Origin of the sequence: Rhizobacter sp. Root1238, assembly GCF_001425825.1 — a bacterium.
In the GTDB taxonomy this organism is placed as follows: Bacteria; Pseudomonadota; Gammaproteobacteria; order Burkholderiales; family Burkholderiaceae_C; genus Rhizobacter.
The window spans coordinates 192,478-214,793 of record NZ_LMDM01000003.1 but is presented as its reverse complement, the minus strand read 5'-3'; the positions used below and the strand labels follow the sequence as shown (position 1 = coordinate 214,793).

Sequence of the window (22,316 nt, the reverse complement as noted above, 5' to 3'; positions counted from 1 at the left end):
GTCGTGTTGTCCGCAAACGATAGCGAAGGAGCCGCAATTGCGGACGAAGGTTTACGGGGCGTTACCCCTCTTTCGCCGCAACGTCTCGAAGCACCAACCAATGGTTGTCCAGTTGCAGACCAGTTGGAAGACCAACATGCGACCGATCGTCATTTTTTGCGTCAGATATCTTTGTGCGCGATCGCTGCGCTTCCGATCGTCCCCCGGCCCACAACGCACGAGATGCATCAAGTGCAACAGCGCATGCCTCCTGCAGCGGCATCAGGCCTTGCCAACGGCCATCGGCTTGCCAGCGTGCAAGGCCTTGCGCGCGGGGGCAGCCGATCACGAAGCCTTCGTCGTCCGCGGTGATGTCGCCGCCGTAGCCGGCCAGTGCGGGCGATGCAGCGGTCTGCAGCGCGTGGCCGTCGAAGCGCGCCAGCACCGGCGCGGCGGCGCGCAGCGCGGCATCGCCGTGCTCGGCCTGCATCGCGATGCCGAGCACCGCGTCGCTGCCGTGCCCATGCCACGCGAGGTGGCGCAGGCTCAGGCGCGCATCGTCGAGCTGCCAGCGGCCCTGCAGTTCGCCCTGCACCGCATCGAGCCGCACCAGCGACGAATCCATGCGGTCGAGATCGAGCTTCATGCGGCCGGTCTCGGGCCGGATCTCGATGCCGCCGTTCGCGACCACCAGCCGCGTGAACGGCGCGGCGTGCGCGTCCCACAGCAGCATGTGCGGGTCGCGGCCGTGCGTCGGCCATTCGGCGCGCTTGTCGAGCGTGCGCGCATCGCGCACGCCGACCAGGCCGGCGCCGCTGTCGAGGTCGGTCTCGCTGGTGTACAGCGTGTCGCCCGACGCATCGGCGATCACGTGGCCGTTGTACGCGCGATTCGGTTCGATCCACGCGAGCGCGATCACGCGGCCGTCGCGGTCCCAGCGCATCAGCCAGTCGCCGGGTCGGCGTGCCACCGCGAGCAGCGTGCCGCCGGGTTCCTGCAGCAGCCCGTGTGCGCGCGTCGGCACGGCGATCGACCGGTGCACGCGCAGCTGCCGGCCCTGCAGGTGCAGCACGCCGACGCAGGCGCCGTCGCGGCCTTGCCACGCGGCGGCCAGCGCGGTGCCGGGGTGGGAGGAGGGCGCCGCAGCGACCGTGCCGGCCGCGCCCGCGAACGCCGCGGCGCCCGACGCCTGCAGCCAGCGCCGCCGCGTCCAGCGCTCGCCGCCGTTCACAGCGATTCCACGAAGCGCACCAGCGCCGCGCGCTCGGCCGCCGTCATCTTCAGCACCTGCCGGCGGCTCGCGTCGGCCTCGCCGCCATGCCACAGCACCGCTTCGAGCACGCCGCGCGCGCGGCCGTCGTGCAGCAACTGCTGGTGGTCGTTGACGTCGCGGATCAGCCCGACGCCCCACAGCGGCGGCGTGCGCCAGTGGCGGCCGCTGGCGCCGAAATCGGGGCGCCCGTCGGCCAGGCCGTCGCCCATGTCGTGCAGCAGCAGGTCGGTGTACGGCCAGATCGTCTGGCCTTTCAGCGCCGGGCTCGCGAAGGCCGGCAGCGGGCTGTCGCCGGTCACGTAGCTCGGCCGGTGGCAGGCCGCGCACTGCGCCTGCTCGAACAGCGCACGGCCGCGCACCACCTGCGCATCGCCCGGTTGGCGGCGCGCCGGCGGCGCGAGGCTCGCCTGGTAGAACACCACGTCGCCGAGCGTGCGGTCGTCGATCTCGGGCGCCTCGCCCTTGGCGCCGCGCGGCGCGGCGCGGCAGTCGTCCTGCGTGAAGGTGCAGGACTCTTCCGGGAAGCGGCTCGACGTGATGCCGATGTCGCCGACGAAGGCGGCCGCGGTCTGGTGCGCCAGCGTCGCGACGTTCGCCTTCCAGCCGAAGCGGCCGAGCATCATGCGCTGCTCGAACGCGTCCCACACCCGGTTCGGCTGCCCCTTCACCGGACCGGGCGCGGCGGCCTGCCGCGCCGCGTTGCCGAGGATCTCCGGCTCCGGAATCGCTTCGAGCAGCCCCATGCCGATCAGCTGGCTCGCGAGCCGCGGGCTGACCTGCAGGTCGTTCGAGGCCGGCCCGTACGCCAGGCCGGCGATGCCGAAGCGCGGCTGGCGCAGCGTGTAGCGCGTGCCGTCGGCGAAGGTCCCGCGCAGCGTGCGCACCTGCAGCGCGACGCGGCCCTCGACGCGCACGCCCGGCACCGCCAGCGTGCGCAGCTGGTCGCCGTAGATCGGGTCGGGCCGCGGGCCGCCGTGCGGGCCCTCGCCGGGGATCGACAGGCGCAGCAGCAGCGCGACCGGCGGCTCGCCGCGCGCGTCGAGCGGCTTCGTGTAGTCGGGCGGCGCGCCGCGGCCGCTCTGCACATGGCAGCCGCCGCACGAGCGCGCGATGAAGTGCGGCCCGAGCCCGTCGCGCGCCGCGGTCGACGACGGCGCCTCGACCCAGTTGCGCCGGAAGAACGAATTGCCGACCGCGAAGCGGGTGCGCTCGTCGTCGTTCAGGGTCGCGGCGGCGAACGAGAACGCATTGCGGCCGGTCGCGGCCACCGTGGTCGCGCCGCCGGTCTGCTCGTCGGGCGCCAGCGCGTCGTCGGCGGATGCAGCCTGCAGCAGCACGACATTCGCACCGACCAGCAGCGCGAGCAGGCCTGGTCGCAGTGGCTTCACGGCTTCACCATGTTCAAGCGCGTGATGCCGATCGCATTGGCGGCGGCGCCGAGCTCGCGCGACTGGGCGAGCACGCTGTCGATGGTCGCGCGCACGCGCATCGGCCCCGGTGCGCTGCGGCTGCCGCGGATCTCGCGGTCGAACGGCGGCTGGATCGCCTGCGCGGCGGCAATCGACGTCGCGATCTGCCGCGTGGTGCGCTCGGCCTGCGCCGCATCCTGGGCCGCCACCAGCTCGCGCAGCGACGGGCCTTGCAGCAGGCTGCCGTCGCGCCGCTTGAAGCGGCCCAGCCAGACGTTCTCGATGCCGAGCGCGTTGTTGACGATGTCGCGGTGGGTGTTGTCGGAGAAGCAGGACTGCTCGTCCTCCTGGTCCTGCGTGTTCAGCGCGACCTCCATGCGCTCGCCGGCCAGTTCGGCCCGCGACAGCGCGCCGATGCCGATCACGATGCGGCGCACCGATTCGAGGCCGCCGCGCTCGAACTTCGCGCGGTAGTTCGCCTTCGCGCCGGGCGCCCACGCGGCGATCAGGTAACGCAGGTCGTCGAGCAGCAGCTCGGTGACGGCCGCGAGGTACTGGCGGCGCCGATCGGCGTGCACGCCCTTGCCGTCGACGAAATCCTCGAACGGCCGCTCGCCCGGGCCGGTCTCGCTGAGGTCCTGGCCCCACAGCAGGAACTCGATCGCATGCCAGCCGGTCGAGACGTTCTCGAGCCCGCCGCGGATGTTGGCCGCGGCCAGCGCCGCCTTCGTCAGCACGGCCTTCGGGTTGTTGACGAGGCCGCTGCCGGGGCGGTCGCGCACGTAGTCGATGTACGACTCGTCGACCGGCCAGGTGTTCATGCGCTGCTCCGGTCCCTTGCCGTCGTCGACCGGGCCGGCATAGAAGCGGAAGGCCTCGGTCTGGCCGTACCACTCGCGGGCGTCGAGCCAGGCGGTGCGCGCGGCCTTCTGGCGGTCGGCCGAGGGCTGTGCAAGAAGGGCGGTGACGGCCTGCTGCATCGCGAGCGCGGCGGCCAGGCTGTCGCTGTAGCAGGCCTGGACGAGCACCGCGTAGTGCCGCACCACCGCATCGATCGCGGCCGCCTCCGGCACGGCAGCACGGGCCCGCACGGCGCACAGCAGCGATCCCAGGCCCGCGGCCATCGCGTGCAGCATCTCGCGCTTGTTCATCGGTCGGCTCTCGGGGACCTGGGCGTTGCAATATAGATCAAGCCAACGGCGTTGCGCACGCCTCCATGTCGGGGGATGTCGCCGTGTGAAAGACCCTGCGCGAGCGCATGTTCGGCAAGCGCTGTCTGATGGCGGCCTTCGATGCCTTGCCGCATCGGTTCCCGCTTCCGATTCCATGAACAAGACTTCCCACCGGCCTGTCAGGGCAGCGCCGGCCGCCGCGCATCCGGTCGATGCCGACGCTGCGCTGGCGCAGGGCCGCGCCTTGCACGCCCAGGGGCGGCTGACCGAGGCCTTCTCGCTGTACCAGGCCGCGTTGTCCGCCCAGCCCGACAACCCCGAGGCCTTGCACCTGCTCGGCGTGGCCTACCTCGGGCTGCGCCAGCCGGCGCTCGGCATCGCCTTCGTGCGGCGTGCGATTGCACGCCGGCCCGAGGCGCCCGACTACCGGCTCAACCTGGCGACCGCGTTGCTGCAGCTCGGCCAGGCGCCCGAAGCGCTGGCCGAGATGCAGGTCGCCTGCGAGCTGCGGCCGGACGATGCGCCGAGCCTCGCGATGCTCGGCGGGCTGTGCGTGCAGCTGCAGCGCTTCGACGAGGCCGAGCGCCGCTATGCCGCGGCGGTGGCCCTGCAGCCCGACCAGGCCCACTGGCACGAGGCGCTGGCCCGGCTGCGCTACCTGCGCTGGGCGATGCCGGAGGCGATGCCGCATGCGCAGCAGGCGCTGGCGCTGGCGCCGCGCCTGGCCGACCGGCTGAACATGGGCTTCGCGCGCGTCACGTCACCGTCGCCGCAGGCCTCGCCGGCGCTGCTGCTGAATGCGTCGGCCGCCCTCGACGCGGCCGCGCTGGAGTGGGCGTGCACCGAGCGCGACCTGCTCGTCGTCGACGATTTCCTGCCCGATCCCCAGGCCTTCCGCGCCGAGGCGCTGCGGCTGTGCGCGACGCAGGCGCAGCGCTCGCCGAACGGCAACTTCCCCGGCGTGCAGACGCCGCCGCTGCCGGCCGGCACGACGATGCAGCGCATCGCCGACATGCTGGGCCGCGCGATCAAGTGGGATTCGCCGGACAACGGCGCGCTGCGTGTCAGCCTGGCTGCCGACGATGCGCGGGCCGACGTGCATGTCGACAACCCGACGCTGCCGCACATCTTCGGCGGCGTGCTGTACCTGAGCCGGCCGGAAGACTGCCGCGGCGGCACGCGCTTCTACCGGCACCGCGCCACCGGCTGGGACCGCCGGCCGGACGATGCCGCGCTGGCCGGCATGGGGCATGCGTCGTTCCTCGATTTCCAGAAGCGCCACCTGCCGATCAACCGGCGGCTGCCGTTCGCCGAATGGCAGCGGCAGCGCGACGCGACCTGGGAGTTCCTGTTCGAGGTGCCGATGCGCTTCAACCGGCTGATCGTCTTCCGCAGCGATTTCTTCCACGCGATCACCGAGCTGTTCGGCGACCGCCCGGAGTCGGGCCGGCTGGTGCAGCTGTTCCACTTTGAATCGGAACGCTGAGCGCCGCCCTCAATCCAGGCGCAGCCCTTCCAGCGAGGCACCGCACAGCGCCGCGAGCGCCTCGACCGCCAGCGCGTGATCCTCGCGTTGCGGCAGGCCCGAGACCGTCACCACGCCGATGCAGCCGCTGCCTTCCACGGCGATCGGGAAGCTGCCGCCGTGGTCCGCGTAGTCGCGCATCGGCAGGCCCATCTTCGACTCGAGCGTGCCGCCGTTGAGCGCGTGGTCGAGGCCCACGCGGTACGAACTGTGGTGCAGCAGCTCGACCGTGTTGCGCTTGCGGCGCGCCCAGTCGGCATTCGACGGCGAGGTGCCCGGCATCGCGAAAAAGAACACCGTTTCCTTCGCCAGCCGCACCTCGATCGTGATCGCGACACCGCGCGCTTCGGCCATTTCCTTCAGTCGCACGCCCAAGGCCCACGCGGTGTCGGCATTGAAGTGTTTCAGTCGAAAACAATCTTCTTGTCGGGCAATCGTTCTCAGATCTTTTTCGAGGTCCATGGGGCGTGAAAACCAGGGTTGATGCGGAGGCGGAGCCGCGGATTTGGGCCCGACTGTATCGGCAAGCCCTCAAAAGTATGCATTCACCGCATGCGTCAGCATAGGTGAATAGGGCGGTGGAACACACTGCAGGTATTCGACGCGGCCGGCCTTTGACACCCGGGGGCTTTCTGGTCCGACGTCTTCGATCTCTCCGATCAGTTCCGACGAACCCCTTTTCTTGCAAAGGATGGGCGCATGCCGTCCCCCACCGATACCTCATTCGCTTCCGATACCGTGCCCGACGCCGTCGCAGGCACCTTCACGGTCCTCGAGACCTGGACCAACGCGCCCGTGCTGCTGGCGCTCGGGGCGATCGCCCTGCTCGTGGGCGCGTCGTTCGCGCTCGGCGTGCTGAGCCGAATGCCGCGCGGGACGCGCCGCCGACGCATCGGGTTCGTGCTGGCAATGGTGGCGCTGGCGGCGGCTCACGGGCTCGGCTGGCTCGCCATCGACGCCGTGCGGCACCGGGCTGCCCAAGCCCGGTTGCAAGCCACCAACGATGCGATGGTGATCGACGCGCTGGCCTACCTGGTGCGCCGCTGCGACAGCGACCGCCGGCTGACGGTCGCCAGCGACGCCGACCGCGTGCTCCCGAACCAGGGCGTGCTGCTCGGCATCGATCCGCTGCGCCGGCCGTCGGCCGACGACCTGCCGCCGGTCGAGTGGTTCGATCCGCCGGCGGTGCCCCAGGTGCTCGCGTCGTCGCAATTCGATTTCGTCGAGCAGGACCGGCGCATGACCTTGCGCGGCTCGATCACGGTGACGGCGCACCGGCTGTGGTGGGAATCCACCGGGCGCACGTTGCTGCAGCCGGAAAAAGCCGAGGAGTTCCTCGCGCGCCTGGCGCACTACGACCTGCTGCAGTGGGTCGAAGGGCCGGTGCGCGAGAGCACCGCGCGCTACCTGCTGACGGTGCAGGACGTCTCGACCGCGGAAGACCGCAGCCACTGGGTCGCGCGGGTGCAGCTGCAGCTGTTCGATCGGCGCCGCGGCACGCTGGTGGCCGAGTACGTCGGCTTCGGAGCGAACCTGCTGCCGGCCTATCCGCCGCGCCACGGTGTCGCGTGGCGATCGGTGCGGCTGTGCGAGGGACCGGAGCAGGAGTTCTCGAAGGGCGGCACGGGCTTCGACGTGACCGGCTTCTTCCTGCGGCGCGCGGTGCGCGTCGCGAAGGAGCGCTCCAGGCTGACGACGTGAGCCCGTTGCGACCGTATGCCGCCTTCGTGGCGGCACGCGATGCCGTGGGCCCTGTCCCCGACGATGTCAGAATCCGCCCGTTCTCAACCAGGAGCATGAACGTGGCAATGGACGTGGTGGACTACGAGATCAAGGGCTCGGAGATGCAGTTCGTCGAGGTCGAGCTCGACCCGGGCGAGGCGGCGGTCGGCGAGGCCGGCAGCATGATGTACATGGATGCCGGCATCGGCATGGACACCGTCTTCGGCGACGGTTCGGCCAGCCAGGGCGGCATCTTCGGCAAGCTGCTCGGCGCCGGCAAGCGGCTGATCACCGGCGAGTCGCTGTTCACCACCGTCTACACCAACCAGGGCCAGGGCAAGCGCAAGGTCGCGTTCGCGGCGCCGTACCCCGGCAAGATCCTGCCGATGGACCTGCGCCAGCTCGGCGGCACGCTGATCTGCCAGAAGGATGCCTTCCTGTGCGCCGCCAAGGGCGTGTCGCTGGGCATCTTCTTCCAGCAGAAGCTGTCGGTCGGCTTCTTCGGCGGCGAGGGCTTCGTGATGCAGAAGCTCGAGGGCGACGGCCTCGCCTTCGTGCATGCCGGCGGCACCGTGATGAAGCGCGAGCTGCAGCCCGGCCAGACCCTGCTGATCGACACCGGCTGCATCGTCGCGCTGACGCCCAACGTGAACTTCGAGATCCAGTACGTCGGCAAGATCAAGACCGCGCTGTTCGGCGGCGAAGGCCTGTTCTTCGCGAAGGTCACCGGCCCGGGCACGGTGTGGCTGCAGAGCCTGCCGTTCTCGCGCCTCGCGTCGCGCGTGTTTGCGGCCGCACCGCAGAACGGCGGACGCCGTGAAGAAGGCTCGGTGCTCGGCGGTTTCGCCGGCGGCGGCCTGCTCGGCGGCATCCTCGGAGGGGATGACGACTGAGCCTGGCTTGACGAAACGCAGAACAGAAAGACGCTCGCAGGCCAATTTGAAGGTGGGCGCACGCTGCGCCCGCCTAAAATGCCGGTTTCTCTTGCCGGTATCTGGTCTTGAAACTGCTGTCTGCGTTGCCCCGCCTCCCGTCGCTCGTCCTGTCGGCCTTGTGTCTGGCCACCGCCCTGCAGGCGGCGCAGGCCGCGGGCGCCGCCGCCAAGCCGCCGATCTTCGTGCTGAACTCGCTCGATGCGTCGATCAGCGTGGTCGACCCGACGACATTCGCCGAGGTCCGCCGGATCCCGACCGGCAAGGAACCGCACCACCTTTACCTGACGCCCGACGAAAAGTCGTTGATCGTCGCCAACGCGCTCAGCGATTCGCTGACGATGGTCGATCCGGTCACCGCCGAGGTGCAGCGCACGATCACGAAGATCTCCGACCCGTACCACCTGCGCTTCTCGCCCGACATGAAGTGGTTCGTCACCGCCGCGAACCGGCTGAACCACATCGACATCTACCGCTGGGAGCCGGCCGACGCTGCCAACCCGATGAAGCTCGCCGGCCGCGTGGCCGCGTCGCGCACGCCCAGCCACCTGTCGATCGACAGCAAGAGCACGGTGATCTATTCGTCGATGCAGGACAGCGACGAGCTGATGGCGATCGACATCGCGACCCAGAAGCCGCGCTGGAAGATCACGGTCGGCAAGCTGCCGGCCGATGTGTACCTGACGCCCGACGACAAGCTGCTGCTGGTCGGCCTGACCGGCGACGAGTTCGTCGAGGTCTACGACGTGAGCCAGCCGCAGCCCAAGCTCGTCAAGCGCATCCCGACCGGCGCCGGCGCGCACGCGTTCCGCAGCCGCGGCGACGGCCAGCATGTGTTCGTCAGCAACCGCGTGGCCAACACCATCAGCATGATCGACACCCGCACGCTGAGCGTCGTCGACACCTACCCGGCCCCGGGCGGGCCGGACTGCATCGACGTGCTGGCCGACGGCAAGACGCTGCTGGTCAGCTCGCGCTGGGCGCGCAAGCTCACGCTGATCGACATCGAGAAGAAGCAGGTGATCCGCCAGGTGGCGGTGGGCCGCTCGCCGCACGGCGTGTGGACGCTCGACCATGCGTCGCGCCGCTAGCGCCTTTGTCGTCGCGGCGCTGCTCGCCGGCCCGGCCCAGGCTGCCAGCTGCGGCAAGCCGGTCTACCTGACGCTGGACACCGGCCACATGGGCGTGGCCCCGCTGGTGGCCGAGGTGCTGAACCGCGAACAGGTGAAGGTCACGTTCTTCCTCGCGAACGAGAAGACGCTGACCGGCGGCGCGAGCCTCGACGACCAGTGGGCGCCGTGGTGGAAGGCGCGGGCCGCCGAAGGGCACCTGTTCGGTTCGCACACCTTCGACCACGTCTACTGGGTGGCCGACGTGAAGGACCCGGCCGACCCGAAGGGCACGCGCTTCAAGGTCCGCCCGAGCGCGGGCCCCGACGCCGGTCGCCTGCAGACCTGGACCGCCGCGCAGTACTGCGCCGAACTGCAGCGTCCCGCCGACCGCTTCCATGCGATGACCGGCCAGGCGATGCCGCACCTGTTCCGCGCGCCGGGCGGCAAGACCTCGCCTGCGCTGCTGGCCGCCGCGAAGGCCTGCGGCTGGACGCATGTGCCGTGGAGCGCGGCCGGCTTCCTCGGCGACGAACTGCCGAGCGACCGCTACCCGAACGCGCAACTTTTGCAGCGCGCGCTGGATCACATCCGTCCGGGCGACGTGATGCTGGCTCACCTGGGCATCTGGTCGCGCCAGGATCCGTGGGCGCCGGCGGTGCTCGAGCCGCTGATCCAGGGGCTCAAGCAGCGCGGCTTCTGCTTCGCGACGCTGCGCGACGACCCGTCTTTCCGGGACGCCGCGCTCCGCTGAGGCGCATTCTTTCGACAACGCCAAGATGATCGATTCGCTGCTGCTCGCCTTCACCGACGCCTTCGGCCGCGTGCAGCAGGCCTTGTTCGAGGGCGTCGTGCAGCCGCTCGCGTTCCGGCTCGGGTTCGGCAACGTCGTCGAGGATGCGTTCGACGCGACCGGCTGGCTGCTGGTCGGCCTGCTGCAGATCGTCGTGCTGCTGGTGGTGATCGGCACGCTGGAGCGCTGGCGCCCGGTCGAGCCGGTGACGGACCGGCGCGCGGTGCGCACCGACGTGCTGTACACGCTGATCCACCGGCTGGGGCTGTTCCGCGTCGGGCTGTTCTTCGCGGTCGATCCGCTGTTCGACGAGGCCTTCGGTGCGGCGCGGTTGGCGGGTCTGCCGACCTGGCAGTTCGACGAATGGTTCGCGCCGTGGTGGCCGGGTGTCACCGACAGCGCCTGGTTCAGCTTCGTCGCCTACCTGCTGGTGTTCGACTTCGTCGACTACTGGATCCACCGTGGCCAGCACCAGTTCCGCTGGTGGTGGGGCCTGCATTCGCTGCACCACAGCCAGCGGCAGATGACGATGTGGAGCGACAACCGCAACCACCTGATCGACGACCTGATCCGCGACAGCGTGATCGTGATCGTCGCGCGGCTGATCGGCATCCCGCCGGGGCAGTTCATCGCGGTGGTGGCCTGCACGCAGCTGCTCGAAAGCCTGTCGCACGCGAACCTGCGGACCGGCTTCGGCATGGTGTTCGAGCGCGTGTTCGTCAGCCCGCGCTTCCACCGACTGCACCACAGCATCGGCCTCGGGCACGAGACGGCGGGGCAGGGCACGCTCGGCGGGCACAACTTCGCGGTGCTGTTTCCGGTGTGGGATGTGCTGTTCCGCACCGGCAACTTCGAGGACCGCTACGACCCGACGGGGATCCGCGACCAGTTGCCCGAATCGGGGGGGCGCGAGTATGGGCAGGGGTTCTGGCAGCAGCAGTGGCTGGGGTTGAAGCGCGTGTTCGGCCGTTCGTAGGGCTGGGTTGGGTGGTTGGCGCGAGCAAAGGCGCGGGCGGGGGGTGTGGGGCGCGCCGGACGGGGCGGTCATCATCCCTGGCGGGATGCTGACTGCCCTCCGCTGCGCAGTTGGATGGCCCGTCGCCGAAACTCCCTCCACTCACTTCGTTCGTTGTGGTCAAACAGTCGGCGACAGTCAGTTGACGAWCGCGCTGCGCGCGGGGCCATCMAACTGCACAGCTCCGGCGCCCCGTCCTGATTGGCGCTCCCCACACCCCCCGCCCGCGCCTTTGCCGAAGCGGTGGCTCGATGCGCACAAAACACGCATGGCGCCCCGGGTCCGAACCCGGGGATCAACCTTCACTTGTTCGCTTGTCACCTCCCCAAGGCAGAGCGGTGGCAGAAGGCGCGTGCGGGGAGGCTGTGGCGCGCCAATGAGGAGGGGGCGCCGGAGCTGGCTGGCTTCATGGCCCGCGTGCGCAGCACGCTTCGTGATCTGACTGTCGCCGACTGTCTGACCACAGCGAACGAAGTGAGCGGAGGGAGTTTCGGCGACGGGCCATGAAGCCAGTCAGCGGAGGGCAGTCTTCGGCCCCCAAGGGGGCCGAGGACCGCCCCCGACGGCGCGCCACAGCCTCCCCGCACGTGCCTTCCGCAAAACACCGAAGCACGAAACGTCAGCTCCGCAGCATCGACGCCTTCAGGGCCTCGTTCAGCGTCGACAGACTGTCCTGCAGATGCGCCCGGCTCTCGACCGACAGCCTCGGCCCATTGACCGCTCCGCGCAGCTGCCCTTGCAGCTCCACCGCCTCCATCCGCACCAGGCTCAGCGCATCCGGCGGCAGCGTGCCGGCACCGCGGATCAGCAAGGCCTGCACGCGACGCAGGTGCTCGCGCTGCAGGTTGCGGCGCAGCCGGTCGATGTCGCTGCCGGTCTTCAGCTCGCTCCACACCGAGCCCTGCAGCGTGCCGTACACCTCGGCCAGCGAGATGATGCTGCGCTTGTTCGTCTCGCCGACGTACAGCGGCAGGTCGAGCAGCCGCGACGCGGTGCCCGCACTCATCAGCCGGTCGAGCGCGGTGACCTGCACCTGCAGCACCGCCGCCGGGATGCTCACCGGGCCGCCACGCTCCCATTCGTTGTAGTCGGGCGACAGGCTCGACAGGAACTGCGGCTTGAAGCGGAAGCTGTCCGCATTGAACAGCCCCTTGGCCAGGAACTGCAGCGCATCGCGCTGCTTGGCCGGCGCCACCGGCGCATAGGCCGGCCGGTTGGTCGAGCCCGGCAGGTCGCGCACGGTGTTCATGCCGCCGACGTACTTGCCGACCAGGTCGGCCGCGCGGTTCAGCTGCTGGAAGCCGCTCAGCAGCACGCGGCGCTGGCGAATGGCCTCGTCGCCCGGCTGCGGCGTGCGGTCCTGCACCCGCTGCCACAGCTCGCGCGACAACTGCAGCCGCTTCTCGTAGTACGCGAGCGGGTCGTCGCCCAGGTCAAAGCGATTGACCAGCGGGTCGATGCCGTCGTTGCCGCGCTGGCCGCCGGCTTCGGCGTCGTCCGAATACGCGAGCAGCGGATCGGTGCTGCGCGACGCGATGCGCGACAGCTCCGCCGTCTCGTCGGCCGGCGCGATCGGCTTGTAGGCGTACTCGATCGCCCAGTAGTCGTACGGCCCGAGCGCCGTGTTGTTCAGGCTCGCCTGGCGCTCGCCCGCCAGCGCCAGGTTGTACGCGTTGTAGTCCATCACCGAGCCCGAGATGCCCTTGCTCTCGGTGAAGCCCTTGTCCTGCAGCTGCGTGCGGCTGACCACCGTCGAGGCCTTGAAGTTGTGCTTCAGCCCCAGCGTGTGGCCGACCTCGTGCATCACGACGTCCTTGATGCGCGACTGCACGAAGGCATCGGCCTCCGGGCCGTCCGGCGCGATCTCGCCGCGTGCCTCCAGCAGGTCCATCGCGAAGTCCATCTCGGCGGCGGCCTCCTGCGCGTAGTTGCAATAGTCGGCCCCGCCGAACTTGCTCCAGGCGGCGAAGGCCGGCGATGCGAATCCGGACGAAGAGACAGGCGCCGCGCGGCCGACGTCCTCGACCAGGAAGCGCCGCGCGCCGCGGCCGAACACGTCGCTCATGCCGATGTCGGCATCGATGATCTCGCCGGTGCGCGGGTCGGAATGACTCGGGCCGATCGCGAAGCCGACGTCGGCGCCGGTGAACCAGCGGATCGACGCATGGCGCGCGTCCATGTTGTCCCAGTCGGCATCGTCGGGCTGCTGCTTCGCGACGATCGCGTTCTTGAAGCCGATGCGCTCGAAGGCCTTGTTCCACTCCAGCACGCCGGCCTCGACCGCCCCGCGGTACTGCACCGGGATGTTCTTGTCGAGCCAGTAGACGATCGGCTGCTTCGGTTCGGACAACGCGGCCTGCGGATCCTGCTTCTCCAGCCGCCAGCGCGTCACGTAGTGCAGCCGCGGGTTGGCCTTGGTGTCGCTGGTCAGGTCGGTGACCACGTCGAAGAAATGGCCGAGCCGCGGGTCGGTCTTGCGCGGCGCCATCGGCTCGCCGAGCTTCGCGAAGTTGTAGACGTAGCCGACGAACATGCTGCGCGGGTCCGGCGTGGTCTGCGGCGGCGGCGGCGTCGGCACCGGGCTCGGCGTCAGCGGCGGCGCCGGCATGCGCGCGGTCGCGTAGTGCATGCGCGCGTTCAGCGTCGTCAGGTCGTCCGTCACCCGGATCTGTTCGAAATACGAGTTGCCGCGGTCCAGCGCGTACGGCAGGCGGAACGCCGTCTCGATCGCGGTGGAATAGCCCGGCATGTCCGACAGCAGGAAGTTGGCGTCGACCAGCACCGACTTGCGCTGCGAGTGCGGCGCGCTGACGATGGCGGCCGCGCCCAGCAGGCTGTTCGAGAACGCCTGCTCGACGCTGGCGCGCATCGCCGGCGTCGTCGCGACGTAGTTGCTGTTCAGCGCCACCAGCTGGATCAGGTTGCTGCCGATCTTGCGGAAGCTGGCCAGCCATTGCGGCCCCATCTGGCTGGCATACAACCCGCGCTCGCCGATCGAGTTCGAGATGTTGATCGACAGCATGAACGGCTGGTCCAGGCGCTCGACCGGGATCTCGAGCCAGGTCTTCTCGTCCTTGCGCCACACCGGCACGAAGCCGTCCTGGCGGGTCGCGCCCTTGATGACCTCGTCGAACGGCTTCGGCGCCGTCGGGTCCAGCCGCACCACGGTGGCGCCCGGTGCGGAAGCAGCCGCTGCGGCCGACGCGGCGGCCGCCGACGCTGCGGCGCTGACCGGCGCCGATGCGGCCCCGTTCGGGGCAATGACGACGACCGGCGGGACGGCAGGCGTCACGGTCGTCACGCAGCCTTGCAGCAGGCCGGCCAGCACCAGCGACAGGCCGGCGGGTGCCACGGATCTCGGGAGATTCAGGGAGTCATTCACGTCAACGGTGTCCTGGTGATGTCCTGGTGGGAGGAACGAGGGAGCGACTTGTGGAAGCGATCGGACCGATACGGGTTGTCGGATGGAGGCCGTGCAGAAACAAAGTGTAGAGCCCTGGCACCGGGCGTCCACCCCGTGAAACGCCGAGCTAGACTCCGTCGCGCTTTGCAGGTTCCGTGCCTTCCATCGATCGGACACACGCCGCCCGCCAGCGCTGCACCGGATGTGCATTCCTCACGCTTCATGATCACCCACCTCCTTTACCTGCACGGTTTTCGTTCGTCGCCGCGCTCGACCAAGGCGCGCCAGGTCGAGGCCTGGGTGCGGCGCCACGCACCGCGCGTGCGCTGGTGGTGCCCGCAGCTGCCGCCATCGCCGCAAGAGGCGATCGACGGGTTGCGGGCCGAGCTGGCGTGGTGGCCGCGCGGGCGAACGGCGATCATCGGCAGCTCGCTCGGCGGCTTCTACGCGACGGTGCTGGCTGAGCAGCTCGGCTGCCCGGCCGTGCTGCTGAACCCGGCCGTCGACCCGGCCCGCGACCTGGCCGGTCACCTTGGCGAAACCAAGGCCTGGCACAGCGAGGAGCGCTTCTTCTTCCTGCCGGCCTACGTCGACCAGCTGCGCGCGATGACGCCGGGCGCGCTGGCCAGGCCGTCGCGCTATTTCGCGGTGATCGCCACCGGCGACGAGGTGCTCGACTGGCGCGAGATGAGCGAGCGCTACCGCGGCGCCCACCTGCGCATCGTCGAGGGCAGCGACCACGCGTTGAGCGGCTTCGACGAACACCTGCCGCACCTGATGCACTTCCTCCAGCTCGCGCCTTCTCCGTGACCGGGAACGACCGAGCTTTCCGCGACAATCCCCACCCATGTATGCATTGTTCGAAGACGCCGGCAAGTTCCTCGCCGGCCGCGTGATGACCGAAGCCGACAGCTCGATGCAGATCGAGCTCGACTCGGGCAAGCGCGTGAAGGTGAAGGCGGCCAACGTGCTGCTGAAGTTCGAGAAGCCGCTGCCGGCCGAGCTGATCGCCGAAGGCCAGCGGCTCGCCCGCGAGATCGACCTCGACCTGGCCTGGGAGTTCGCGCCCGAAGGCGAGTTCGGCTTCGCCGACCTGGCGCGCGACTACTTCGACAGCAAGGCCGGCGTCGAGAAACAGGCCGCTGCGCTGTTCCGGTTGTTCGAGGCGCCGCATTACTTCCGCCGCCTCGGCAAGGGCCAGTTCAAGAAGGCGCCGGAAGAGATCGTGAAGGCCGCATTGCTCGGCATCGAGCGCAAGAAGCAGCTGGCCGCGCAGATCGACGCCTGGGCCGCCGAACTGGTGGCCGGCCAGTGCCCGGCGCCGGTGCGCGAGCAGCTGTACAAGATCCTGTTCCGCCCCGACAAGAACGCCGCCGAGTACAAGGCCGTCGTCGAAGCCTCGCGCCGCGCGCAGAAGGCGCCGCTCGACCTGCTGACGGCGGCCGGCGCGATCGACTCGCCGTACCAGTTCCACTGGCGGCGCTTCCTGTTCGAGAACTTCCCGAAGGGCACCGGCTTCCCGCCGCTGTCGGCCCCGGCCATCAAGGACGAGTTGCCGCTCGCGGCCGTGCAGGCGTTCTCGATCGACGATTCGCAGACCACCGAGATCGACGACGCGCTGTCGGTGCAAGGCCTGGGCAGCGGCACCGTGGTGTTCGGCGTGCACATCGCGGCCCCGAGCCTCGCGATCGCGCCCGACAGCCCGGTCGACAAGGTCGCGCGCGACCGGCTGTCGACCGTCTACATGCCGGGCTACAAGCTGACGATGCTGCCCGACGACGTGGTGCAGGCCTACACGCTGCAGGCCGGGCGCGACTGCCCGGCGGTGTCGCTGTACGTCAGCTTCGACGAAGCCACGCTGAAGGTGACCGGCAGCGAGACGAAGCTCGAGCGCGTGCCGATCGCGGCCAACCTGCGCCACGACCAGCTCGACGCGGTGATCACCGAAGCCACGCTGCTCGGCGACGCACCGGCCGGCTATGAGTTCGCACCCGAACTGGCGTTCTGCTTCCGCCTGGCCCGCCACCTGAAGGCCGGCCGCGAGCAGGTGCGCGGCAAGCCGGAGCTCTTCAACCGGGCCGACTACAACTTCAAGCTCGACGGCAACGACGGCGCCGAACCGCAGGGCCACGAGCGCGTCAGCATCGGCACCCGCCAGCGCGGCTCGCCGCTCGACCTGATCGTCGCCGAGGCGATGATCCTGGCCAACAGCACCTGGGGCGGCTGGCTCAACGACCTGGGCGTGCCGGGCATCTACCGCAGCCAGGCCAGCATGGCGCCGGGCGTCAAGGTGCGCATGGGCACGCGGGCCGCGCCGCACGCCGGCATGGGCGTCGCGCAGTACACCTGGGCCACGTCGCCGCTGCGCCGCTATGTCGACCTGCTGAACCAGTGGCAGATCGTCGCCTGCGCGCGCCATGGCCGCACCGCGGCGCTGGCCGCGCCGTTCAAGCCGAAGGATGCCGCGCTGTTCTCGGTCATCTCCAGCTTCGATGCCGCGTACAGCGCCTACAACGGCTTCCAGTCGGGCATCGAGCGCTACTGGACGCTGAAGTACCTCGAGCAGAACGGCATCGACGAACTCGACGCCGCGGTGATGAAGGAAGGCCTGGTGCGCGCCGACACGCTGCCGCTGGTGTTCCGCGCCGTCGGTGCCGAGCGGCTGCCGCGCGGTGCGCGCGTGAAGGTGCGCATCACCGGCACCGACCTGCTGACGCTGGACGTGCATGCGAGCGTGCTGTCGCGCATCGACGATCCGGACACCACGGCCGATGACGCGGTCGTCGAAGACGCCGAAGCCGAGAACGAAGAAGTCACTGCCGGCCCGCTGACCTTGGCGATCGACGTGCAGGCCGACGATGCCGATGCCCCGGCGGACGCTGCCGCCACCACTCCCGCCGCTTGAGGGATCGATGCTGAAGAAGTTCTCCACCCTGCAGATCGCGCTCGCGGTGTCGATCGGCGTGCATGCCCTGTTGCTGGTGGTGCGCTTCGTCGACCCCGAAGGCTTCAACCGCGTGTTCCAGGACACGCCGCTGGAGGTCATCCTCGTCAACGGCAGCTCGGCCGAGGCGCCGACCAAGGCGCAGGCCATCGCGCAGCGCAACCTGGCCGGCGGCGGCGATGCCGACCGCGGCCGCGCCACCTCGCCGCTGCCGGCCTCGCCGATGATGGAACTGGGCGACTCGGCCGACGAGGCGCACAAGCAGATCGAGCAGTTGCAGGAAACCCAGCAGCAACTGCTGGCGCAGGTGCGCCGCGAGCTGGCCTACCTGCCGGCGCCCGACCCGAAGCGCGACCGCGGCGACCCGGCCGCGCGCGCGCAGGAAGAGCGCCGCCGCCAGCTGATGCAACTGCTGGCCGAGATCGAGAAGCGCATCAACGAAGAGAACTCGCGGCCCAAGAAGCGCTACATCAGCCCGGCCACGCGCGAAGAGCTGTACGCGATCTACTACGACTCGCTGCGCCGCAAGATCGAAGACCGCGGCACCCGCAACTTCCCGGAGTCGCAGGGCAAGAAGATCTACGGCGAGCTGATGATGGTGATCACGATCGACGCCGCCGGCCGCGTGCTCGAGACCGAGATCGTGCGGCCGTCGAAGTCGCCGCTGCTCGACAAGCGCGCGCAGGCGATCGTGCGGGCGGCCGCGCCGTTCGGCCAGTTCAACACCGAGATGCGCAAGCGCGCCGACCAGCTGGTGATCACCTCGCGCTTCCGCTTCACGCGGGAAGAAGGCCTGGAGACCACGCTGAGCGCGCCCGAGCAGCGCTGAAGGACCGCGATGGATCGCTACGTCGTCGCCGGCAACCCGGTCGAGCACAGCCAGTCGCCGTTCATCCACGCCCGCTTCGCCGCGCAGACCGGCCAGGCGCTGCACTACGACCGGCTGCTGTGCCCGCTGGACGGGTTCGCCGACACCGTGCGCCGCTTTGCCGCTGACGGCGGCCGCGGCTGCAACATCACGGTGCCGTTCAAGTTCGATGCGTTCGCGCTGGCGGCGCGCCGCACCGACCGCGCGACGCTGGCTGGGGCCGCCAACATCCTGCGCTTCGACGCCGAAGGCTGGCTGGCCGACAACGCCGACGGCTGCGGCCTGGTGCGCGACATCGAACGCAATGCCGGCCATGCGCTGGCCGGGCAGCGCGTGCTGGTGATCGGCGCCGGCGGCGGCGCGGCCGGTGCGCTCGGCCCGCTGCTGGCGGCGCGGCCGGCGCAGCTGGTGCTGGCGAACCGCAGCGTCGACAAGGCGCAGGCGCTGGTGGCGCGTCATGCGGCGCCGGCCCGCGCGGCCGGTGCCGAATTGCAAGCCACCGGCCTGGCCGATTGCGGCGAGGCCTTCGACATCGTCGTCAACGCCAGCGCGAGCAGCCTGCAGGGCGCCGGCATCCCGGTGTCGCCGCGCGTGCTGCGGGCCGGCAGCCTGGCGCTCGACATGATGTACGGCCCGGCCGCGCAGCACTTCGTCGCCTGGGCCGCGCAGCATGGCGCGGTCGGCCGCGACGGCCTGGGCATGCTGGTCGAGCAGGCCGGCGAAGCCTTCTTCGTCTGGCGCGGCGTGCGCCCCGACACCGCGCCGGTGCTGGCCGAGTTGCAGGCCCTGCTGTCCGGCGCCGGCCGATGAAGACCGCGCTCCGCCAGGTCGCGCGGCTGATCGCGCTGTTGGTGCTGTCGGCGCTCGCGCTGCAGCTGTACTTCCTGGCGCGGGTCGCGCTGATGGCGGTCGTCGACCCGCAATCGACGACCTTCCAGCGCTCCGAAGCGTGGCGGCTGCTGACCGAGCAGCACCAGGTCCCGTGGAGCCAGGAGTGGCAACCGTACGACCACATCGCCGACACGCTGAAGCGGGCGGTGATCGCGTCGGAGGATGCGAGCTTCATCGAGCACAGCGGGGTCGAATGGGACGCGGTCGAGAAGGCCTGGGAGAAGAACCAGCGCGCCGAGGCGCGGGCCGACCGGATCAACGACCGGCTGGAGCAGCGCCCGCCGAAGGCCCATGGCGCGCCGCCCCGCCGGGCCGAGCCGAAGATCATCGGCGGCTCGACGATCACGCAGCAGTTGGCGAAGAACCTGTTCCTCGGCAGCGAGCGCAGCCTGCCCCGCAAGGCGCAGGAGTTCGTCATCACCTTCATGCTGGAAGGCCTGCTGTCGAAGCAGCGCATCCTCGAGATCTACCTGAACAACGTCGAATGGGGGGAGGGCGTGTTCGGCGCGCAGGCGGCGGCGCGGCACTACTTCCGCGTCGACGCCGCGAAGCTTGCGCCAATGCAGGCGGCGCGGCTGGCGGTGATGCTGCCGGCGCCGAAACGATTCGAGAAGCGGCCGGGGTCGCCTTACGTCGTCGGACGGGCCGGGACGGTCACTGCCCGGATGGGTGCGGTCGACCTGCCTTGATTCTTTTTGATGGCTGGCGAGGGACGGCGGGCACTCCGGGGCGGGACTGTCCCCCGCCGGCAGACTGCCTCGCGGCAGTCCACCGGCTCCTCCTTTACGTCCCTCCCCGAAGCACCCGCCATCCCTCGCCCGGGTTGCCTCGCGCGAAGATCTCCGTACACACACCTCCACGCCAGCGGAAACGTTTTGGCTCGGGGCGCCGGGGTGCTCGGGGACAGGACGTAAAGGAGGAGCCCTTGGGTCGCCGACAGGCGGACCAAGGGCGGGGGACAGTCCAGTCCCCGAGCACCCCGGTGCCCCGAGCCCGCACACCCGCCGCGCCTAGAATCTTCGGATGACGACCTCTCTGACCGACGAACTGGCGAGCGCGGCTGCACGGCTGATCGTCGAGGAAGGCATGGAGTACGGGCCGGCCAAACGCCGCGCAGCGCGCGACCTCGGCAAGCGCAGCACGCGCCAGGTCGACCTGCCCGACAACGACCGGGTCGAGGACGAGGTGCGGGCCTACATCGTGCTCTTCTGCGCCGACACCCAGCCGGGCGAGTTGCGCGCGCTGCGCGAGGTCGCGCTGTTGTGGATGGAGCGGCTCGAAGCGTTCCGTCCCCACCTGTATGGCGCCGTCTGGCGCGGCACCGCGACGCGCTTGAACAGCGTGCGGCTGGAGCTGTTCTGCGACGACTCGAAAGAGGCCGAATTGGCGCTGATCGACCGCCGTGTCTCGTATGACGTTGGCAGCCTCGACGGGCCGCGCGGCGAGCCGATCGACGTGTTGACCGTCAGCAGCCCCAGCGCTGCACTCGGCGAGGAAGTGACCGTGCACCTGACCATCCTGGACCGCGACGACCTGCGCGGCGCGCTGAAGCCGGACAGCCGCGGCCGCAGCGAACGCGGCGACCTGGCCGGGCTGCGCCGGCTGCTCGCGCAGTCCGACGGAGCGCCGTCATGAACCGCCGCCATGCGCTGACGATCGGTGTCGGCGGCGTCGCGCTCGCCGCAGGCGCCGGCGTCGGCTGGTGGCGCGAACGGCTGCCCGACGCCGAACGGGCGCTGTGGGCCCTGCAGTTCGACCGACCCGAAGGCGGCTCGCTGCCGCTGGCCAGCCTGCGCGGCCAGCCGCTGCTGCTGAACTTCTGGGCCACCTGGTGCGCACCCTGCGTGAAGGAGATGCCGCTGCTCGACGCCTTCCAGCGCACCCACCAGCCGGCCGGCTGGCGCGTGGTCGGCCTCGCGGTCGACAGCCCGACCCCGGTGCGCGAGTTCCTGCAGAAGCTGCCGGTCACGTTCCCGATCGGGCTGGCCGGGCTGACCGGCGTCGACCTGGCCCGCTCGCTCGGCAATGACCGCGGCGGCCTGCCGTTCAGCGCGGTCTTCGACCGCGATGGGCGCGTCATCGCGCGCAAACTGGGCAGCATCGCGGAGCAGGACCTGGCCGCCTGGGTGCAACGGCTCGCTTGACGCCTCGATTCAGGCCATCCGGCCGAGATTTTTCTATATTGCAGTCTTCGGACCCTAAAGCGCGTAAAGTTCAGCCTTTGCAAAATTCCGGGCCGCCTGCCGCAGGCACCCCATCCGCGTTTCATGCACATCCTGGTCCTGCACGGCCCGAACCTGAACCTGCTCGGCACCCGCGAGCCGGAGGTCTATGGCGCGACGACTTTGGCGCAGATCGATACCGATCTCGCCGAGATCGCGTCGAAGGCCGGTTCGACGCTGGTGAGCTTCCAGAGCAACCATGAAGGCGCGCTGATCGACCGCGTGCACGCCGCGCGGCTCGACGGCACGCAGTTCATCCTGATCAACCCGGGCGCGTTCACGCACACCAGCGTCGCGCTGCGCGATGCGCTGGCCGGCGTCGCGATCCCGTTCATCGAGGTGCACCTGTCGAACGTGCACCGGCGCGAAGCCTTCCGCCACCATTCCTATTTCTCGGACCTGGCCGACGGCGTGATCGTCGGCCTGGGCGCGGACGGCTATGCCTGCGCCCTGCGCCACGTGCTGCAACGTGACGTGAAGCGCCCTCCCCAGCGGACGGCCTGACCCCACGGCGCCGACGGCCCGACCCGGGCCGGCGACGCCCGAGACCGGCAACAAGCCCGACAACAAAGACGACAGAAGTTGGAGAACCCATGGACCTGCGCAAACTGAAGACCCTGATCGATCTCGTCTCCGAATCGAACATCTCCGAGCTGGAGATCACCGAAGCGGACGGCAAGGTCCGGATCGTCAAGGCCGACCCGAACCTCGTCGCGGCAGGCCCGGTGGCCTACGCGGCGCCCGTGCTGGCCCCGGTGGCCGCTGCACCGGTCGCCGCTGCGGCAGCCGCCGCCCCGGCCGAGGCTCCCGCCGCGCCGGCCGGCCACACCGTCAAGTCGCCGATGGTCGGCACCTTCTACGGCGCCGCCAGCCCGGGCGCCAAGCCCTTCGTCGAAGTGGGCAGCACCATCAAGGAAGGCGAGCCGATCTGCATCATCGAGGCGATGAAGATCATGAACGAGATCGAGGCCGACAAGTCCGGCACCGTCACGAAGATCCTGTGCGCCAACGGCCAGCCGGTCGAGTTCGGCCAGCCCTTGTTCATCATCGAATAAGGCG

At 70.0% G+C, this 22,316-nt stretch carries 20 protein-coding genes; 15 read left to right on the top strand and 5 right to left on the bottom strand.

The window, feature by feature from the left end; genetic code table 11:
* Window positions 1–61: 61 nt before the first annotated feature.
* Genes ASC98_RS04855 through ASC98_RS04845 form a run of 3 tightly spaced genes read right to left on the bottom strand, consistent with a single transcriptional unit; the run spans window position 62 to window position 3,812 of the window.
* Window positions 62–1,210 (bottom strand): DUF1513 domain-containing protein, encoded by a 1,149-nt coding sequence (locus ASC98_RS04855; protein WP_056806290.1) that lies wholly within the window; start codon window positions 1,208–1,210, stop codon window positions 62–64.
* Window positions 1,207–2,631: a di-heme oxidoredictase family protein gene (locus ASC98_RS04850; protein ID WP_157597665.1), complete on the bottom strand. Its 1,425-nt coding sequence runs from the start codon at window positions 2,629–2,631 to the stop codon at window positions 1,207–1,209. The genes ASC98_RS04855 and ASC98_RS04850 overlap by 4 nt, the downstream gene beginning before the upstream one ends.
* 5 nt (window positions 2,632–2,636) lie before the next feature.
* Complete coding sequence (locus ASC98_RS04845) at window positions 2,637–3,812, bottom strand: imelysin family protein (RefSeq protein WP_056819685.1); 1,176 nt, start codon at window positions 3,810–3,812, stop codon at window positions 2,637–2,639.
* A gap of 175 nt (window positions 3,813–3,987) precedes the next feature.
* Here ASC98_RS04845 and ASC98_RS04840 point away from each other — a divergent pair, with 175 nt between their 5' ends.
* Window positions 3,988–5,319: a DUF6445 family protein gene (locus ASC98_RS04840; RefSeq protein WP_056806281.1), complete on the top strand. Its 1,332-nt coding sequence runs from the start codon at window positions 3,988–3,990 to the stop codon at window positions 5,317–5,319.
* 9 nt (window positions 5,320–5,328) lie between these two features.
* Here ASC98_RS04840 and ASC98_RS04835 read toward each other — a convergent pair whose 3' ends face one another.
* Entirely contained in the window at window positions 5,329–5,820 is a 492-nt protein-coding gene (locus ASC98_RS04835) for a heme-degrading domain-containing protein (protein WP_056806279.1), read from the bottom strand.
* 237 nt (window positions 5,821–6,057) lie between these two features.
* Here ASC98_RS04835 and ASC98_RS04830 point away from each other — a divergent pair, with 237 nt between their 5' ends.
* The 5 genes from ASC98_RS04830 (at window position 6,058) to ASC98_RS04810 (ending at window position 10,890) form a co-directional block, all read left to right on the top strand.
* Complete coding sequence (locus ASC98_RS04830) at window positions 6,058–7,059, top strand: hypothetical protein (RefSeq protein ID WP_157597635.1); 1,002 nt, start codon at window positions 6,058–6,060, stop codon at window positions 7,057–7,059.
* Window positions 7,060–7,160: 101 nt separating this feature from the next.
* Complete coding sequence (locus ASC98_RS04825) at window positions 7,161–7,973, top strand: TIGR00266 family protein (RefSeq protein ID WP_056806376.1); 813 nt, start codon at window positions 7,161–7,163, stop codon at window positions 7,971–7,973.
* A 149-nt stretch (window positions 7,974–8,122) separates the two neighbouring features.
* A complete protein-coding gene (locus tag ASC98_RS04820; protein WP_369820411.1) occupies window positions 8,123–9,103 on the top strand; it encodes a YncE family protein in 981 nt (326 codons plus the stop codon).
* Window positions 9,087–9,875 carry a polysaccharide deacetylase family protein gene (locus ASC98_RS04815; RefSeq protein WP_056806271.1) on the top strand — a complete coding sequence of 263 codons (789 nt, stop codon included), beginning with the start codon at window positions 9,087–9,089 and terminating at the stop codon, window positions 9,873–9,875. The genes ASC98_RS04820 and ASC98_RS04815 overlap by 17 nt, the downstream gene beginning before the upstream one ends.
* A 25-nt stretch (window positions 9,876–9,900) precedes the next feature.
* Window positions 9,901–10,890, top strand: coding sequence for a sterol desaturase family protein (locus tag ASC98_RS04810; RefSeq protein WP_056806267.1), 990 nt, complete (start codon window positions 9,901–9,903; stop codon window positions 10,888–10,890).
* A gap of 658 nt (window positions 10,891–11,548) precedes the next feature.
* On the opposite strand, the gene ASC98_RS04805 is transcribed toward ASC98_RS04810, so the two are convergent.
* A complete protein-coding gene (locus ASC98_RS04805; RefSeq protein WP_056819682.1) occupies window positions 11,549–14,281 on the bottom strand; it encodes a zinc-dependent metalloprotease in 2,733 nt (910 codons plus the stop codon).
* 273 nt (window positions 14,282–14,554) lie between these two features.
* Here ASC98_RS04805 and ASC98_RS04800 point away from each other — a divergent pair, with 273 nt between their 5' ends.
* The 9 genes from ASC98_RS04800 to accB all read left to right on the top strand — a co-directional run bounded on the left by ASC98_RS04800 (window position 14,555) and on the right by accB (window position 22,312).
* Window positions 14,555–15,142, top strand: a complete 588-nt coding sequence (locus ASC98_RS04800; RefSeq protein WP_056806256.1) for a YqiA/YcfP family alpha/beta fold hydrolase — start codon at window positions 14,555–14,557, stop codon at window positions 15,140–15,142.
* A 37-nt stretch (window positions 15,143–15,179) separates the two neighbouring features.
* A complete protein-coding gene (locus ASC98_RS04795) occupies window positions 15,180–17,237 on the top strand; it encodes a ribonuclease catalytic domain-containing protein (protein WP_056806252.1) in 2,058 nt (685 codons plus the stop codon).
* A gap of 7 nt (window positions 17,238–17,244) precedes the next feature.
* Entirely contained in the window at window positions 17,245–18,105 is an 861-nt protein-coding gene (locus ASC98_RS04790; RefSeq protein WP_082542244.1) for an energy transducer TonB, read from the top strand.
* Window positions 18,106–18,114: 9 nt separating this feature from the next.
* Window positions 18,115–18,954 carry a shikimate dehydrogenase gene (aroE, locus tag ASC98_RS04785; RefSeq protein ID WP_056806250.1) on the top strand — a complete coding sequence of 280 codons (840 nt, stop codon included), beginning with the start codon at window positions 18,115–18,117 and terminating at the stop codon, window positions 18,952–18,954.
* Complete coding sequence (locus ASC98_RS04780) at window positions 18,951–19,724, top strand: transglycosylase domain-containing protein (protein WP_056806248.1); 774 nt, start codon at window positions 18,951–18,953, stop codon at window positions 19,722–19,724. Before aroE ends, ASC98_RS04780 begins: the two co-directional genes overlap by 4 nt.
* Window positions 19,725–20,058: 334 nt before the next feature.
* Window positions 20,059–20,670, top strand: a complete 612-nt coding sequence (locus tag ASC98_RS04775) for a hypothetical protein (protein WP_056806245.1) — start codon at window positions 20,059–20,061, stop codon at window positions 20,668–20,670.
* Window positions 20,667–21,179 (top strand): TlpA disulfide reductase family protein, encoded by a 513-nt coding sequence (locus tag ASC98_RS04770; RefSeq protein ID WP_056806242.1) that lies wholly within the window; start codon window positions 20,667–20,669, stop codon window positions 21,177–21,179. Before ASC98_RS04775 ends, ASC98_RS04770 begins: the two co-directional genes overlap by 4 nt.
* 123 nt (window positions 21,180–21,302) lie before the next feature.
* Window positions 21,303–21,761 (top strand): type II 3-dehydroquinate dehydratase, encoded by a 459-nt coding sequence (aroQ, locus tag ASC98_RS04765; RefSeq protein WP_056806240.1) that lies wholly within the window; start codon window positions 21,303–21,305, stop codon window positions 21,759–21,761.
* Between the two features lie 89 nt (window positions 21,762–21,850).
* Complete coding sequence (gene accB, locus ASC98_RS04760; RefSeq protein WP_056806237.1) at window positions 21,851–22,312, top strand: acetyl-CoA carboxylase biotin carboxyl carrier protein; 462 nt, start codon at window positions 21,851–21,853, stop codon at window positions 22,310–22,312.
* Window positions 22,313–22,316 lie beyond the last annotated feature (4 nt).